This window comes from Streptomyces yangpuensis (genome assembly GCF_024666385.1).
Taxonomy (GTDB): domain Bacteria; phylum Actinomycetota; class Actinomycetes; order Streptomycetales; family Streptomycetaceae; genus Streptomyces; species Streptomyces yangpuensis.
In genome coordinates this window covers 967,572-982,537 of record NZ_CP102514.1, presented here as the reverse complement: position 1 = coordinate 982,537, position 14,966 = coordinate 967,572, and the positions used below count along the sequence as shown (strand labels likewise).

The 14,966-nt window shown below is 72.9% G+C and carries 13 protein-coding genes; 7 read left to right on the top strand and 6 right to left on the bottom strand.

Translation table 11 applies throughout. From position 1 onward, the window contains the following. The first annotated feature begins 15 nt into the window (after positions 1–15). Genes NRK68_RS04535 through NRK68_RS04520 form a run of 4 tightly spaced genes read left to right on the top strand, consistent with a single transcriptional unit; the run spans position 16 to position 4,248 of the window. On the top strand, positions 16–2,733 hold the full coding sequence (locus tag NRK68_RS04535; protein ID WP_308296054.1) for a sensor histidine kinase: 2,718 nt from the start codon (positions 16–18) through the stop codon (positions 2,731–2,733). Continuing rightward, positions 2,733–3,176, top strand: coding sequence for a roadblock/LC7 domain-containing protein (locus NRK68_RS04530; protein WP_183068059.1), 444 nt, complete (start codon positions 2,733–2,735; stop codon positions 3,174–3,176). The genes NRK68_RS04535 and NRK68_RS04530 overlap by 1 nt, the downstream gene beginning before the upstream one ends. A 17-nt stretch (positions 3,177–3,193) precedes the next feature. Continuing rightward, positions 3,194–3,577 (top strand): DUF742 domain-containing protein, encoded by a 384-nt coding sequence (locus tag NRK68_RS04525; protein WP_257855039.1) that lies wholly within the window; start codon positions 3,194–3,196, stop codon positions 3,575–3,577. Continuing rightward, positions 3,577–4,248, top strand: coding sequence for a GTP-binding protein (locus tag NRK68_RS04520; protein WP_257855037.1), 672 nt, complete (start codon positions 3,577–3,579; stop codon positions 4,246–4,248). Before NRK68_RS04525 ends, NRK68_RS04520 begins: the two co-directional genes overlap by 1 nt. 50 nt (positions 4,249–4,298) lie before the next feature. On the opposite strand, the gene NRK68_RS04515 is transcribed toward NRK68_RS04520, so the two are convergent. Then, positions 4,299–4,736: a PPOX class F420-dependent oxidoreductase gene (locus NRK68_RS04515; protein ID WP_183068057.1), complete on the bottom strand. Its 438-nt coding sequence runs from the start codon at positions 4,734–4,736 to the stop codon at positions 4,299–4,301. A gap of 106 nt (positions 4,737–4,842) precedes the next feature. Between NRK68_RS04515 and NRK68_RS04510 the strand changes: the two genes are divergently transcribed. Next, positions 4,843–5,241: a roadblock/LC7 domain-containing protein gene (locus NRK68_RS04510; protein ID WP_030657457.1), complete on the top strand. Its 399-nt coding sequence runs from the start codon at positions 4,843–4,845 to the stop codon at positions 5,239–5,241. 114 nt (positions 5,242–5,355) lie between these two features. Next, positions 5,356–6,240, top strand: a complete 885-nt coding sequence (locus NRK68_RS04505) for a DUF6397 family protein (protein ID WP_257855030.1) — start codon at positions 5,356–5,358, stop codon at positions 6,238–6,240. On the opposite strand, the gene NRK68_RS04500 is transcribed toward NRK68_RS04505, so the two are convergent. The 3 genes from NRK68_RS04500 to NRK68_RS04490 are packed head-to-tail and all read right to left on the bottom strand — an operon-like array spanning position 6,204 to position 10,112. Next, entirely contained in the window at positions 6,204–6,605 is a 402-nt protein-coding gene (locus tag NRK68_RS04500) for a YchJ family protein (RefSeq protein WP_183068055.1), read from the bottom strand. The genes NRK68_RS04505 and NRK68_RS04500 overlap by 37 nt on opposite strands. Positions 6,606–6,613: 8 nt before the next feature. Further along, positions 6,614–7,537 (bottom strand): acyl-CoA thioesterase, encoded by a 924-nt coding sequence (locus tag NRK68_RS04495; protein WP_046777984.1) that lies wholly within the window; start codon positions 7,535–7,537, stop codon positions 6,614–6,616. Between the two features lie 52 nt (positions 7,538–7,589). Continuing rightward, positions 7,590–10,112: a DEAD/DEAH box helicase gene (locus NRK68_RS04490; protein WP_257855029.1), complete on the bottom strand. Its 2,523-nt coding sequence runs from the start codon at positions 10,110–10,112 to the stop codon at positions 7,590–7,592. A 142-nt stretch (positions 10,113–10,254) separates the two neighbouring features. Between NRK68_RS04490 and NRK68_RS04485 the strand changes: the two genes are divergently transcribed. Beyond that, positions 10,255–11,046 carry a metal-dependent hydrolase gene (locus NRK68_RS04485; RefSeq protein WP_257855028.1) on the top strand — a complete coding sequence of 264 codons (792 nt, stop codon included), beginning with the start codon at positions 10,255–10,257 and terminating at the stop codon, positions 11,044–11,046. Positions 11,047–11,203: 157 nt separating this feature from the next. Here the strand turns inward: NRK68_RS04485 and NRK68_RS04480 are convergent, their stop codons facing one another. Then, positions 11,204–12,985: an ABC transporter ATP-binding protein gene (locus NRK68_RS04480; RefSeq protein ID WP_257855027.1), complete on the bottom strand. Its 1,782-nt coding sequence runs from the start codon at positions 12,983–12,985 to the stop codon at positions 11,204–11,206. After that, the gene (locus tag NRK68_RS04475; protein ID WP_183068051.1) at positions 12,982–14,853 is read right to left on the bottom strand and encodes an ABC transporter transmembrane domain-containing protein; all 1,872 of its coding nucleotides are present in this window, start codon (positions 14,851–14,853) and stop codon (positions 12,982–12,984) included. Before NRK68_RS04475 ends, NRK68_RS04480 begins: the two co-directional genes overlap by 4 nt. Between the last annotated feature and the right edge of the window lie 113 nt (positions 14,854–14,966).

Below are 14,966 nucleotides of genomic sequence, written 5' to 3'. Positions count from 1 at the left end.
AGACCGGAAGCAGCGGTGCCGGGGCTGCCCGCGCCCCCGGCACGCGGCCGCCGGGCCCATGCCGGGCCACCGGCCGAGGAACCGGCGCGGGACCGGGCGCGGCAGCAGCCGGGCCACTCCGACGACGGACGCACGCCCCGGCCGGCCGTCCCGCCCCGGCGAAGCCCCCGGATACCACTGCGCCCCGCCACCGTCCGAGCGAAGATCGTCTCCCTGCTGATGGTGCCGGTCGTCTCGCTCCTCGCGCTCTGGGCCTTCGCCACCGTCGACACCGCACAGGACATAGCCCGGTTGGGCCGGATCCAGCAGGTCGACTCCGAGATAGGCGGCCCCGTCGCAGCCGCCGTCACCGAGATCCAGGCCGAACGACGGGCGGCCGTCCGCCTCCTGGCCGACCCCGCCGCCGACCCGGGCACCCTGGGCCAGCAGGCCCGCCGTACCGACACCGCCGTCCGGGCCCTGCGCCTCGGCGACCGCCACACCGTCGCCGAATCCGGCGGCTACCGCTCGGAGATCGTGGTCAGCCTGGACGCGTTCGTCGTCGCCGCCGAGGCGCTGGGCTCGGCCCGCAAGGACATCACCGACCGCCGGGCCACCCCCGAGGCCGCCTTCGCCATCTACAGCCGGGTGGTCGACGCCGCTTTCGCCGTGGGCGGCTCCCTGACCGGGGGTGAGAACGCCGAACTCGGCCCCGACGCACGGGTCCTGCTCGAATTCGCCCGCGCCGCGGAACTGCTGTCACGTGAGGACGCCCTGCTCGCACTGCCGGGGCAGCGTAGCGCCGAAACGCTTCGGCAGCTGACCGGCACCATCGAGTCCCGCCGCACGCTCACCGAGAGCGCGGCGCGGGACCTGCCCGCCGCCCAGCAGGACGTCTGGCAGTCCGTCGCCAAGAGCTCCGCCTACGCCGACCTCACCGGTGCCGAGGACCGGGCGCTGGCCGCCGGAACCTCCCGGGACGGCCGCGGGGCACCCACCGGGTGGGAGACCGCGCACAGCGGCATCAGCACCTCGATGCGGGAGATCGGGGAGGCCGCCCGCGCCGCGGCCGCGGACCGGGCCGACCCCGTCGCCGAGGGGGCGTTCAGCCCTGCGGGCGCCGCCGTGCTGCTCGGCCTGGCGGCCGTCGCCGCGTCCCTCGTCATCTCCGTCCGGATCGGCCGCGCTCTCGTCGTCGAGCTGGTCTCGCTGCGCAACACCGCCCTGGAGATCGCCCACCGCAAGCTCCCGGACGCGATGGAGCGGCTGCGCGCCGGCGAGGAGATCGACGTCGTCGGCGAGACCCCGCCCGGCCCGCGCGCGGACGACGAGATCACCCAGGTCGGCGAGGCCCTGGGCACGGTCCACCGGGCCGCGCTCAGCGCCGCCGTCGAGCGGGCGGAACTTGCCAGCGGGGTCTCCGGCGTCTTCGTCAACCTCGCCCGCCGCAGCCAGGTCCTCGTGCACAAGCAGCTCACGCTGCTCGACTCGATGGAGCGGCGCGCCGACGACCCGAACGAGCTGGGCGACCTCTTCCGCCTCGACCACCTGACGACCCGGATGCGCCGGCACGCGGAGAGCCTCATCATCCTCTCGGGTGCGGCCCCCGGCCGGGCCTGGCGGATGCCGGTTCCGCTCACGAACGTCGTCCGGGCCGCCGTCTCGGAGATCGAGGACTACCCGCGGGTCGAGGTCCGCCGGCTCGCCGAGGCCGCGGTGGTCGGCGGAGCCGTCGCCGACCTCACCCACCTGCTCGCCGAACTCATCGAGAACGCGGCCCAGTTCTCGCCCCCGCACACCAAGGTCCGGGTCAGCGGTGAACCGGTCGGCACCGGTTACGTCCTGGAGGTCGAGGACCGCGGCCTGGGCATGGGCCGCGAAGCCCTGAGCGATGCCAACCGGCGCATCGAGCAGTCCGAGGACCTCGACCTCTTCGACAGCGACCGGCTCGGCCTCTTCGTGGTCAGCCGCCTCTCCGCCCGGCACGGAGTCAAGGTGCACCTGCGCACCTCGCCCTACGGCGGCACCACCGCCGTGGTGCTCCTGCCCCACTCCATGCTCCAGGACGCCGTCGGAGCCGGGCACCCCGGCGCCGGCCCCGCCGACACGAACACCGATGCCGAGGCCGAGGCCGAGGCCGGTGCCGGTTCCGGTTCCGGTGTCGGCACCGCCCCGGGCCGGGGGCACCGGGAGGAGCAGCCGGCCACCGCCGACCGGGCTCCGTCCGGGTCCTCGTCGCCCGGCCCGTCGCGGGAACCGGCAGCGGCGGCGCACCAGCCCCCCACCGTGACCGTCGTACGGGACGACGCGCGCGGCCCGGCCGCCCTCGTGCGGGACGGCGCGCCCGATGCCCCGGCCCGTAGCGGCGCGGCCTCCACGACCGCCGGGGAACAGCGCCCGGCACCGGTGGCGCCGCTGCGGCCGCGCCCCGCGGGCGGTGCGGGCACCCGTACGGAGTCCTCCGCGACGCCGGCAGTGCCGTCCGCGCCGTCCGCCGCCTCCCCGGGCTTCCCGGCCTCCTCGGCCTCCCCGGGCCCCGTGACGGAACTGCCCCGCCGGGTGCGCCAGGCCAGCCTCGTCCCGCAGCTCCGGGAGGTCCCCACACCCCAGGAGCCCGTCGGTGTCCGGCTGCCCGAGGACCCGCCGGGGCGCAGCCCGGAGCAGGCCCGGGACCGGATGGCGGCCTACCGGGCCGGATGGGTCCGCGGAGCCGAGGAGAACTCCCCCCACGCAGGCAGCGAAGGAGACGTGTGATGATCGAACACCAGAGGATCGGCCACGACGGCATCCGCCGGGCGGGTGAACTCGACTGGCTCCTGGACGACCTGGTGCACCGGGTCATCGAGGTCCGGCACGCCGTGGTCCTCTCCAACGACGGCCTGGCGGTCGGCGCCTCCAGCGCGCTCAGCCGGGAGGACGCCGAGCACCTGGCCGCGGTGGCCTCCGGCTTCCACAGCCTGGCCAAGGGCGCGGGCCGGCACTTCCACGCCGGGGGCGTGCGCCAGACGATGGTCGAGATGGACGAGGGTTTCCTCATCGTCGCTGCGGCCGGGGACGGCTCCTGCCTGGCCGTGCTCAGCGCCGCCGCAGCCGACATCGGACTGATCGCCTACGAGATGGCCCGGCTGGTGAAGCGGGTCGGCGAACACCTCTACACCCCGGCCCGGTTCGCGGCACGGCCGCCGGCCGCCGGCTGAGGGCGGCGGTCCGGCCCATGAACGGCCAGTGGTACGACGCCGAAGCGGGTCCGCTCGTCCGCCCGTACGCCATGACCGGAGGGCGTACCAAGCCGGGGCCGCACGGGGTCCGCTTCGACCTGATCGCCCTGGTCGCGGTGGATCCGGAGGGCGGCGCGGACGAGACCGCAGAGTCGCTGCTCGGCCCCGAACACCAGGCACTGCTGGGGCTCTGCCGGTCCGAGACCCAGTCGGTGGCGGAACTCGCCGCCGACGCCGACCTGCCCGTGGGAGTCGTACGGGTGCTCCTCGGGGACCTGCTGGAGGGCGGGCACGTCAAGGTCAGCCGCCCGGTACCGCCCGCCCGACTGCCGGACGAGCGGATTCTGCGTGAAGTCATCGAGGGATTGAGAGCGCTTTGATGGAACACCACGACAACCGGACCTCCGGACAGCCCGGAGAAGCCCTGGACACGGATCCGGAAACGGTGGAGGAGGACGGCGAACTGGCCGCCCTGGCACTGAAGATCCTCGTCGCGGGCGGCTTCGGGGTGGGCAAGACCACGCTGGTCGGTGCGGTCAGCGAGATCCGGCCGCTGCGCACGGAGGAGCAGCTGAGCGAGGCGGGCGAACTGATCGACGACACGGGGGGCGTGGACCAGAAGACGACCACGACCGTGGCCATGGACTTCGGTCGGATCACCATCCGCTCCGGGCTGTCCCTGTACCTGTTCGGCACCCCGGGGCAGGACCGGTTCTGGTTCCTGTGGGACGAGCTGTCGCAGGGGGCGCTCGGCGCGGTGGTGCTCGCCGACACGCGGCGACTGGAGGACTGCTTCCCGGCGGTCGACTACTTCGAGCACCGGCGCATCCCGTTCGTCGTCGCCGTCAACTGCTTCACGCAGGCACGGCGCTACGGCGCGCACGACGTGTCGCGCGCGCTGGACCTGGAGCAGGGCACTCCGGTGGTGCTGTGCGACGCACGTGACAAGGACTCGGGCAAGGAAGTGCTGATCAGGCTGGTCGAGTATGCCGGGCGGGTGCACACCGCCCGGCTGCTGGAATCGGTGGGGCCGCAGGCCGGTTCCGTGTGAGCCGTGGGCTCGGCGGGGTCCGGGTGGACCGGCCGGGTCGCGGGGGTGGATCAGTCGGCCACCCCGGCGACGGCGATCACCTTGTCGATCGGGACGCGGACCAGGAGTTCGCCCGGGACGGCGTTGCGGCGGCCGTACGCCTCGGCCTCCTCCTCGCCCATGTAGCGGGCGGCGATCCGGGTCGCCCAGGACAGCATCCCGTCCGCGTCGTCGGTGTATCCGCTGATCTCCGCGCGGCCCTGGAGGACCACGTAGGAGAACGGCGGCCGGTCGTCGTCCACGCACAGCGCGACGCGCCCGTCCCTGGCCAGATTGCGTCCCTTGACCGTGTCCTTCCCGGTGTTGAAGACGAAGGAGTCCCCGTCGAGCAGGAACCAGATGGGCGCGACGTGCGGACTTCCGTCCTCGCGGACGGTGCAGAGCTTTCCGGTACGGGTGGAACGGGAGACGAATGCCCGCCATTCCTCTTGAGTCATCTTCTTCGCCATGGGCACATCCTCCTTGCCGGAAAGGCGCTGGTGGGGAAGGCTTGCGGCACGAGTACACGGGGTGGGGCGCGGCCGAACGGGGCGCGTCGACGGGGAGGGGCCTGGAATGGCACTGGACAAGCAACTGGACTGGCTGCTGGACGACCTGACGCGCAGGGTCCCGCAGGTGCGGCACGCGGTGGTCCTGTCCAACGACGGCCTGGTGACCGGGGCGAGCGCGGGGCTGCCGCGGGAGGACGCGGAGCACCTGGCGGCCGTCGCGGCCGGGCTGCAGAGTCTGGCGAAGGGTTCGGGACGGCACTTCAGGGCCGGTGAGGTCCGCCAGACGATGGTCGAGTACGACGACGGGGCGCTCTTCGTCATGGCGGCCGGCGCGGGCAGCTCCTTGTGCGTGCTCAGCGCGGCCGAGGCGGACATCGGTCAGGTCGCCTACGAGATGACGCTGCTGGTCAACAGGGTGGGCGAGCACCTGGGAGTCGCGGAGCGCCGCATCACCGGCGGCTGAGCCGACGGCGGCTCCGAGCGGGCGCGTGGAGTTGTCCACAGGCCTCGCGGGATGTCGTCGCAGCGAGTTACGGTCTTCACACAGAGTAATCACTGCTCGTGGGGGAGGATCGTGATGACGTACATGGTGACCGCGCCGCCGCAGGACCAGGCCGTGCGCGAGGGGGACCCGGCAGCCGTCCGTGCTGTCCGTGCTGTCCGTGCTGTCCGTGCTGACCGTGCCGGTGGTGCCGCGCACCCGCTGGTGGGCAGTGCGCAGGCCGCGGGGGAACTGGGGCTGACGCGCGGGGAGTTGGCCAGAGCCGTCCAGCTGGGCATCGTGAGGGCCGGGCCGCCGACGACCGGCGGGGCCGCACGCTTCGCCCGGGCGGAGCTGGCGCGGGTGCGGGCCGCGGCCGACGGCCCGCCGGAGGCGCTGCGCCGCCGGGTCGAGACCGTGGCCGGGGCCCAGGCGGCGGCCGAGGTGCTGGGGGTCGGCCCGAGCCGGTTCACCCGGCTCGCGCGCTGCGGGCACTTCACCCCCGTCGGCTACCGGATCAACCGCTACCGTGCCGTCGTATGGCTCTATCTGACCGCCGAGCTGAGGGAGTTCGCCGAGCGGGAGCCGGACATGCTGCGCGGGAGGGCACCCGCCGAGGACCGCGACCTGCTGGCGGCCAAGGGGGACCTGCGCCCCCGCGCATGGCGCGGGCGGCATGTGGGACTCCTGCTGAGACGGACCGCCGACCCATGGGCCCGGGCGGCCGTACTGGCCGGTGTGCTCCCCGAGGACGAGCTGCGCGCGGCCGTGCCCGATCCGGCGGAGCGGACCGTCCTGGCCGCGCTGGCCCCGCCCCCGCCGTACGGGCATCCGCAGGTCCCGGCCGCCGCCGCGGTGGCGGAGGGGCTGCTGCGGGCCGGGCCGCCGGACGAGGTCCACTGGTACCGCACCAGCCTGGAGTTCGCCCTGACCGGAGCACGTGGTCAGTCGAAGTCGACGGGGGAGAGGGGGCCGACGTAGACCCAGGCCCCGGTCTCGCGGGCGAACGCGCTGTGCTCGTGCAGCGAGCCGGTGTGCCGACCCTCCCGGTAGTGCGCGCGGAACTCCACCGAGCCCTCCGTCTCGAACATCCCGCCGCGCTCCGTGGCGAGGATCTCCAGCCGCTCCCAGCGCTGCCCCGGATCCAGGTCCAGGGCGGCCGGGCGGGTCGAGGAATGCCAGGAACGCAGCAGGTAGGCGGTGTCACCGACCGCGAAGGCGCTGAAGCGGGAGCGCATCAGCAGCTCGGCGGTGGGTGCCTGCCGGTCACCGGAGTGGAAGCGGCCGCAGCACTCCGGATAGGCGGCGGGCAGCCCGCAGGGGCACGGCAGGGCGGGGGTGGGCATCGGTCTGCTCAGTTCTTCGGTGCGGGATCGGACGGCCGGCCCGGCTGCTCCGGGCGCGGCTGCTGGGCGGGGTACGGGCGGAAGAGGCCCTCCTGGACCACGGAGACCAGCAGTCTGCCCTCCAGGTCGTAGATGCGGCCCCTGGCCAGGCCACGGCCGCCGTGCGCGATGGGCGACTCCTGGTCGTACAGGAACCACTCGTCGGCCCGGAACGGCCGGTGGAACCACATGGCGTGGTCGAGCGAGGCCATGTCGAAACCGCGCATGCCCCACAGGGGCTCCACGGGGATGCGCACGGCGTCGAGGAGGGTCATGTCACTGGCGTAGGTGAGGGCGCAGGTGTGCACGAGCGGGTCGTCGCCCAGCGGGCCGACCGCCCGCATCCACACCGCACTGCGCGGATCGGCACCCTTGAGCTCCTCGGGAGTCCAGCGGAGCCGGTTCACATAGCGGATGTCGAAGGGCTGGCGGCGGGCCATCCGCTCCAGTGCCTCCGGCAGCGCCCCGAGGTGCTCGCGGATCTCGTCCGCGACCTTGGGGAGCGTGTCGGGATGGGGGACGTGGTGAGGAGGCAGCTGGTGCTCGATGCTGCCCTCCTCCGGATGATGGAAGGAGGCGGTGAGATTGAAGATCGTCTTGCCCTGCTGGACCGCGGTGACCCGGCGCGTGGTGAAGGACCGCCCGTCGCGCACCCGCTCCACCTGGTACACGATCGGCACCCCGGGGCTGCCGGGGCGCAGGAAGTACGAGTGCAGCGAGTGGACCGGACGGTCGCTCTCGACGGTGCGGCCCGCGGCCACCAGCGCCTGGCCGGCGACCTGGCCGCCGAAGACGCGCTGGAGGGACTCCTGCGGGCTGGCACCGCGGAAGATGTTGACCTCGATCTGCTCCAGATCGAGCAGATCGACCAGCCTCTCGGCGGGGTTCGTCATCAGAGGATCTCCACTGTCGGGTCCGGGCGGTCCGGCGGCCTGCCGGATCAGGTCACAGGGCGCCGAGCTCGCCGACCGAGGTGACGCGGACGACCGCGCGGCCCTCCTCGTCGGACGCGGCCAGGTCGACCTCGGCGCTGATGCCCCAGCCATGGTCGCCGTTCGGGTCGGCGAAGGTCTGGCGGACGCGCCACAGACCGTGCGCCGGGTCCTCCTCGATCTGCAGGAGCTTCGGGCCGCGGGCGTCGGGGCCGGTGCCCAGGTCGTCGTACTCGTCCCAGTACGCGTCCATGGCCTCGCCCCAGGCGTCGGCGTCCCAGCCCGACTCGGCGTCCAGCTCGCCCAGCGCGTCGACGTTGTCGAGGGCGGCCAGCTCCACCCGGCGGAACATGGCGTTGCGGACCAGGACGCGGAAGGCGCGCGCGTTCGCGGTGACCGGCTTGACCTGGTCGGCCTTCTCCTGCGCCTGCTCCGCCGTCTCCACCTCCGGGTTCGCCAGCTGCTCCCACTCGTCGAGCAGGCTGGAGTCGACCTGGCGGACCAGCTCGCCCAGCCAGGCGATCAGGTCCTCGAGGTCCTCGGACTTGAGGTCGTCGGGGATGGTGTGGTCCAGCGCCTTGAACGCGCCGGCCAGGTAGCGCAGCACGATGCCCTCGGTGCGGGCCAGCTCGTAGAAGGAGGTGAACTCGGTGAAGGTCATCGCGCGTTCGTACATGTCGCGGATGATCGACTTCGGGGAGACGGGGTGGTCGCGCACCCAGGGGTGGCTCTTGGCGTAGACGTCGTAGGCGTGGGAGAGGAGCTCTTCCAGCGGCTTGGGATAGGTGACGTCCTGGAGCCGCTCCATCCGCTCCTCGTACTCGATCCCGTCGGCCTTCATCCGGCCGACCGCCATGCCGCGCTCCTTGTTCTGCTGGGCGGCCAGGATCTGGCGAGGGTCGTCCAGGGTGGACTCCACGACGGACACCATGTCCAGCGCGTAGGAGGGGGACTCCGGGTCCAGCAGGTCGAAGGAGGCCAGCGCGAAGGTGGACAGCGGCTGGTTGAGCGCGAAGTCCTGCTGGAGATCGACCGTGAGCCGGATGGTGCGGCCCTCCGCGTCCGGGGTGTCGAGCTTCTCCACCACGCCGCCGTCCAGCAGCGAGCGGTAGATCGCGATGGCCCGCCGGATGTGGCGCAGCTGGGCCTTGCGCGGCTCGTGGTTGTCCTCCAGGAGGTGGCGCATCGCCTGGAAGGCGTCGCCGGGCCGGGCGATCACGGACAGCAGCATGATGTTGGTGACCTTGAAGCGCGAGGTCAGCGGCTCCGGGTCGGCGGCGATGAGCTTCTCGAAGGTGGTGTCCGACCAGGCGACGAAACCCTCGGGCGCCTTCTTGCGGACCACCTTGCGGCGCTTCTTCGGATCGTCGCCCGCCTTGGCGAGGGCCTTCTCGTTCTCGATGACGTGCTCGGGCGCCTGGGCGACCACGAAGCCCGCCGTGTCGAAGCCGGCCCGTCCGGCCCGTCCGGCGATCTGGTGGAACTCCCGGGCGCGCAGCGTACGGACCCGGTTCCCGTCGTACTTGGTGAGCGCGGTGAACAGCACCGTGCGGATCGGGACGTTGACGCCGACCCCGAGCGTGTCCGTACCGCAGATGACCTTCAGCAGACCGGCCTGTGCGAGCTTCTCCACCAGGCGCCGGTACTTGGGCAGCATGCCGGCGTGGTGCACACCGATGCCGTGCCGCACGTAACGCGAGAGGTTCTGGCCGAACTTGGTGGTGAAGCGGAAGTTGCCGATCAGCTCCTGGATCTTGTCCTTCTCCTCGCGCGTACACATGTTGATGCTCATGAGCGACTGCGCCCGCTCGACCGCCTGGGCCTGCGTGAAGTGCACGATGTAGACGGGTGCCTGCCGGGTCTCCAGCAGCTCGGTGATCGTGTCGGTGATCGGCGTGGTGACGTACTCGTACGACAGCGGGACGGGACGGGTCGCGGAGCGGACCACCGACGTGGGCCGGCCGGTGCGCCGGGTCAGGTCCTCCTCGAACCGCTTCACGTCGCCGAGGGTGGCCGACATCAGGACGAACTGCGCCTGCGGCAGCTCCAGCAGCGGGATCTGCCAGGCCCAGCCGCGGTCCGGCTCGGCATAGAAATGGAACTCGTCCATCACGACCTGGCCGATGTCGGCGTGCTTGCCGTCGCGCAGCGCGATGGAGGCCAGCACCTCGGCGGTGCAGCAGATCACCGGGGCGTCCGCGTTCACCGAGGCGTCGCCGGTCAGCATGCCGACGTTCTCGGTGCCGAAGAGCTTGCACAGGTCGAAGAACTTCTCCGACACCAGCGCCTTGATCGGGGCGGTGTAGAAGGTCACCTTGTCCTGCGCCAGGGCGGTGAAGTGCGCACCGGCCGCGACCAGGCTTTTGCCGGAGCCGGTCGGGGTGGACAGGATCACGTTCGCCCCGGAGACGACCTCGATCAGTGCCTCCTCCTGAGCCGGGTACAGGGTGATGCCCTGCTCCTCGGCCCACGAGGAGAAAGCCTCGAAGAGGGCGTCGGGGTCGGCGGTCGGCGGGAGCTGATCAATGAGGGTCACGCCCCCATCTTGCCTGGCTTCCCCCCGTATCAGGGAACCGGAGGACAGGAGGAAGATCACCGACTGTACGCTGTGCCGTCGATGCGGCCCGAACGAACTGGTCAACGGGGCCCGACACACACCAGCGGGGCGGGGAACGACCATGATGGGTCCGGCGCACTCACTGTCCGGGGCGGCGGCCTGGCTGGGGGTGGGCGCGGCCACTGCGGCCGCCGGCCACCCCATGCCCTGGCCGGTCCTCGTCGTCGGCGCGCTGATCTGCGCCGGCGCCGCCCTCGCCCCGGACCTCGACCACAAGTCGGCGACGATCTCCCGCGCCTTCGGTCCGCTGTCCAAAGGGCTGTGCGAGGTCGTCGACAAGATCTCCTACGCCGTCTACAAGGCCACCCGCTCCCCGAAGGACGCCCGCCGCTCCGGCGGCCACCGCACCCTGACGCACACCTGGCTCTGGGCCGTGCTGATCGGCGGCGGAGCCTCCGTGCTCGCCGTCACCGCCGACCGCTGGGGCGTGCTCGCGCTGCTCTTCGTGCACCTGGTGCTCGCGGTCGAGGGCCTCCTGTGGCGGGCCGCCCGGGTGTCCAGCGACGTCCTGGTCTGGCTGCTCGGCGCGACCAGCGCGTGGATCATGGCGGGGGTCCTCGACCAGCCCGGCAACGGCGCGAACTGGCTGTTCACCGAGCCGGGGCAGGAATACCTCTGGCTGGGCCTGCCCATCGTGCTCGGAGCCCTGGTCCACGACATCGGCGACGCGCTGACCGTCTCCGGCTGCCCGGTTCTGTGGCCCCTGCCGATCGCCGGGAAGCGCTGGTATCCGATCGGCCCGCCGAAGGCGATGCGCTTCCGCGCCGGCAGCTGGGTGGAGCTGAAGGTCCTCATGCCGGTCTTCATCCTGTTGGGCGGCTTCGGAGGCGCCTCCGCCCTCGGCTTCGTCTAAGGGCTGTCCGGCGGATCAGGGCCGGGCACCGGGCCGCCGCAGACCTCTCCTGGCAGCGGCTCACCGTCATGCGGAAGCCCCGGCCAGCCGGGTGGAGCGATGCTCCTACCCGGTGGCCGGGGCCGGCAGCCGGTCCCGGAGCGGTCGGGCCGCAGGCTCAGCCGTGCCAGGACCGCCACAGCGCCGCGTACGCCCCGTCCGCCGCGACCAGCTCGTCGTGCGAGCCGAGTTCGCTGATCCGGCCGCCCTCGACCACCGCGATCACGTCCGCGTCGTGAGCCGTGTGCAGCCGGTGAGCGATGGCGATGACCGTACGGCCGTCCAGCACCCGGGCCAGGGAGCGCTCCAGGTGCCGCGCCGCCCGCGGGTCCAGCAGCGACGTCGCCTCGTCCAGCACCAGGGTGTGCGGATCCGCCAGCACCAGCCGGGCCAGTGCCACCTGCTGGGCCTGCGCCGGGGTGAGCGCCGTGCCGCCGGAGCCGACCTCGGTGTCCAGGCCGTCCTCCAGGGCCCGCGCCCAGCCGTCCGCGTCGACCGCGCCCAGCGCGGCCCACAGCTCGGCGTCCTCGGCACCCGTCCGCGCCAGACGCAGGTTGTCGCGCAGCGATCCCACGAAGACGTGGTGCTCCTGGTTGACCAGGGCCACGTGCTCGCGGACCCGCTCCGCGGGCATCCGCGAAAGCCGGGCCCCGCCGAGGGTGACCGCGCCCGTGCGGGGCTCGTAGATGCCCGCGAGCAGCCGTCCCAGGGTGGACTTGCCCGCGCCCGAGGGGCCGACGAGCGCCATCCGGGTGCCCGGCGGCACCGCCATCGACACCTGGTGCAGCACGTCCACGCCCTCCCGGTAGCCGAAGCGGACGTCCTGGGCCCGCACGTCCCGGCCGTCGGGCGCCACCTTCGCGTCCCCCGCGGCCGGTTCGATCTCCCGCACACCCACCAGACGGCCCAGCGACACCTGGGCGATCTGCAGCTCGTCGTACCAGCGCAGGATCAGGCCGATCGGATCGACCAGCATCTGCGCCAGCAACGCGCCCGTGGTCAGCTGACCCACCGACATCCAGCCCTGCATCACGCAGTAACCGCCGATCAGCAACACCGAGCCGAGGATCGTCACGAAGGTGACGTTGACGACGGGGAACAGGACGGTCCGCAGGAACAGCGTGTACCGCTCCCACGCCGTCCACTCCTTGATCCTGCGCTCCGACCGGGCGATCCGCTCCGGCCCCAGCCGGTGCGCCTCGACCGTGCGGCCCGCGTCGACCGTCTCGGTGAGCACGGCCGCGACCGCGGCGTAGCCCGCCGCCTCCGAGCGGTACGCCGACGGCGCCCGCCGGAAGTACCAGCGGCAGCCGATCACCAGCACCGGCAGCGCGACGAGCGCGGCCAGCGCCAGCGGCGGCGCGGTCACCGCGAGGGCGCCGAACAGCAGCCCCGCCCACACCACGCCGATGGCCAGCTGCGGCACGGCCTCCCGCATCGCGTTCGCCAGCCGGTCGATGTCGGTGGTGATCCGCGACAGCAGATCGCCGGTACCGGCCCGCTCCAGCACGCCCGGCGGCAGCCCCACGGACCGCACCAGGAAGTCCTCGCGCAGGTCGGCGAGCATCTCCTCGCCCAGCATCGCCCCGCGCAGCCGCACCAGCCGCACGAAGCAGGTCTGTACGGCGAGCGCCAGCGCGAACAGCACCGCCATCCGCTCCAGATGCAGCTCGCGCGCCCCGGCCGCGAGATCGTCCACGACCCGGCCCAGCAGGTACGGCCCCACCATGGAGGCGATCACCGCGACCGCGTTGACGCCGACCAGCAGCAGGAAGGCCCGCCGGTGACGCCGCAACAGGCCGTGCACATAACCCCGTACGGTCGCCGGCGTGCCCACGGGCAGGGTCGCGGCCGTCTCGGGGGCCGCCGGATCGTACTCCGGCGGCGCCACGCCGATCATGCGGATTCCTCGATCTCTGTGAGTACTTCTTCCAGCTCTGTCATTCCGAGCCCGGCGAGCCGCTGCTCCTCGTCCGTCTCACGGGTGACGACCGCCCGGTAACGCGGCTCGCGGTGCAGCAGTTCGCGGTGCGTGCCGACCGCCGCCACCGTGCCGCCGTCGACGAGCACGACCCGGTCCGCGCGATCCAGCAGCAGCGGCGAGGACGCCAGCACGACCGTGGTCCGCCCGGCCCGCAGGGCCGCGATCCCGTCCGCGATCCGTGCCTCGGTGTGCGAGTCGACCGCGGAGGTCGGCTCGTCGAGCACGAGCACCTCCGGGTCGGTGACCAGCGACCGGGCCAGCGCGAGGCGCTGGCGCTGACCGCCGGACAGCGACCGGCCGCGCTCGGTGATCCGGGCGTCCATCGGGTCGTCCACCCCGTCCGGCGCGGACTGCAGCAGCGCGTCCAGTACGTCCGCGCACTGGGCGGCGGCCAGTGCCGCGGCCGAGTCGACCGCCCCGGACGCCGGTACGTCGAACAGCTCGCGCAGCGTTCCCGACAGCAGCACCGGATCCTTGTCCTGTACGAGGACCAGCCTGCGCGCGGTGTCCAGTTCGAGGTCGTCCAGCGCGACCCCGCCGAGGAGCACCGACGGAGCGTCCGTCGCCTCCCCGCCCGCTGCGTCGTCCCCGTCCCGGTCCCCGCCCTGCTCGTCCATGGGGTGGCCGCCGAGGCGTTCCGCCAGCCGGCCCGCCAGGTCCGGGTCGCCGCAGACGACGGCGGTGAACCGGCCGGCGGGCGCCAGCAGTCCGGTCCGCGGGTCGTACAGGTCCCCGCCCGCGGCGGGCTCCACGGCCGGCTCGGCCCGCACGGAACGCTCCGCCGGATCCGTCCGGGTCAACGACAGCACCCGCGCCGCCCGCTGCGCGGAGGGCCGCGAGAAGGAGTACGCCATCGCGATCTCCTCGAAGTGCCGCAGCGGGTAGAGCAGGGTGGCCACCGCACTGAAGGCCGCGACGAGTTCGCCCACCGCGATACGCCCGTCCAGAGCCAGCGAAGCGCCGTACCAGACGACCGTGATCAGCAGCAGGCCCGGGAGCACCACCTGGATCGCGGAGATCAGCGCCCACATCCGGGCACTGCGCACAGCCGCCTTGCGGACCTCCTGCGAAGCCTCGCGGTACCGGCCGAGGAACAGCTCCTCCCCGCCGATGCCGCGCAGCACGCGCAGGCCGGCGACGGTGTCCGAGGCCAGCTCGGTCGCCCGGCCCGCCTTCTCCCGCTGGACGTCGGCGCGTCGGGTGGCACGCGGCAGCAGCGGCAGCGCGGCCACGGCGATCACCGGCACTCCGACGGCCACGACCACGCCGAGCTCGGGGGCGTAGAAAACCAGGCCGACGCAGACCAGGACGATGGCGAAGACGGCGGCGAGGAAGCGGGAGACCGCCTCGACGAACCATCCGATCTTCTCCACGTCACCGGTGGACACCGCGACCACCTCGCCGGCGGCGACCCGGCGGGTCAGGGCGGAGCCCAGCTCGGCGGTCTTGCGGGCGAGGAGCTGCTGCACGCGGGCGGCGGCGGTGATCCAGTTGGTGACGGCGGTGCGGTGGAGCATCGCGTCGCCGACCGAGATGGCGACGCCGATCAGGACGAGCAGGCCGCCGACCAGCAGCAGCCGGTTCGGCTCGCGGTCGACGACCGCGTCGACCCCCAGGCCCACGGCGTACGGCAGTCCGGCGACGCCGCCGAAGTGCAGCATGCCCCAGCACAGGCTCTTGAGCTGTCCGCCGAGCTGACCCCGCCCCAGCCACAGGAGGAAACGGGGGCCCGAACGAGCGTCTGGTACTCCCGGATCCGGATACGGAAGATCGCTGATCTGCATGACGCCCCATGACTGGTCGAGTGTTCCAAACCGTGCCAGGTTCGCCTTCCGGACCGGGCGCGGGCAATTGATTTTCCGTCCGCCGGGGACCGCGGGGAAAGAGGTTTGCGCAC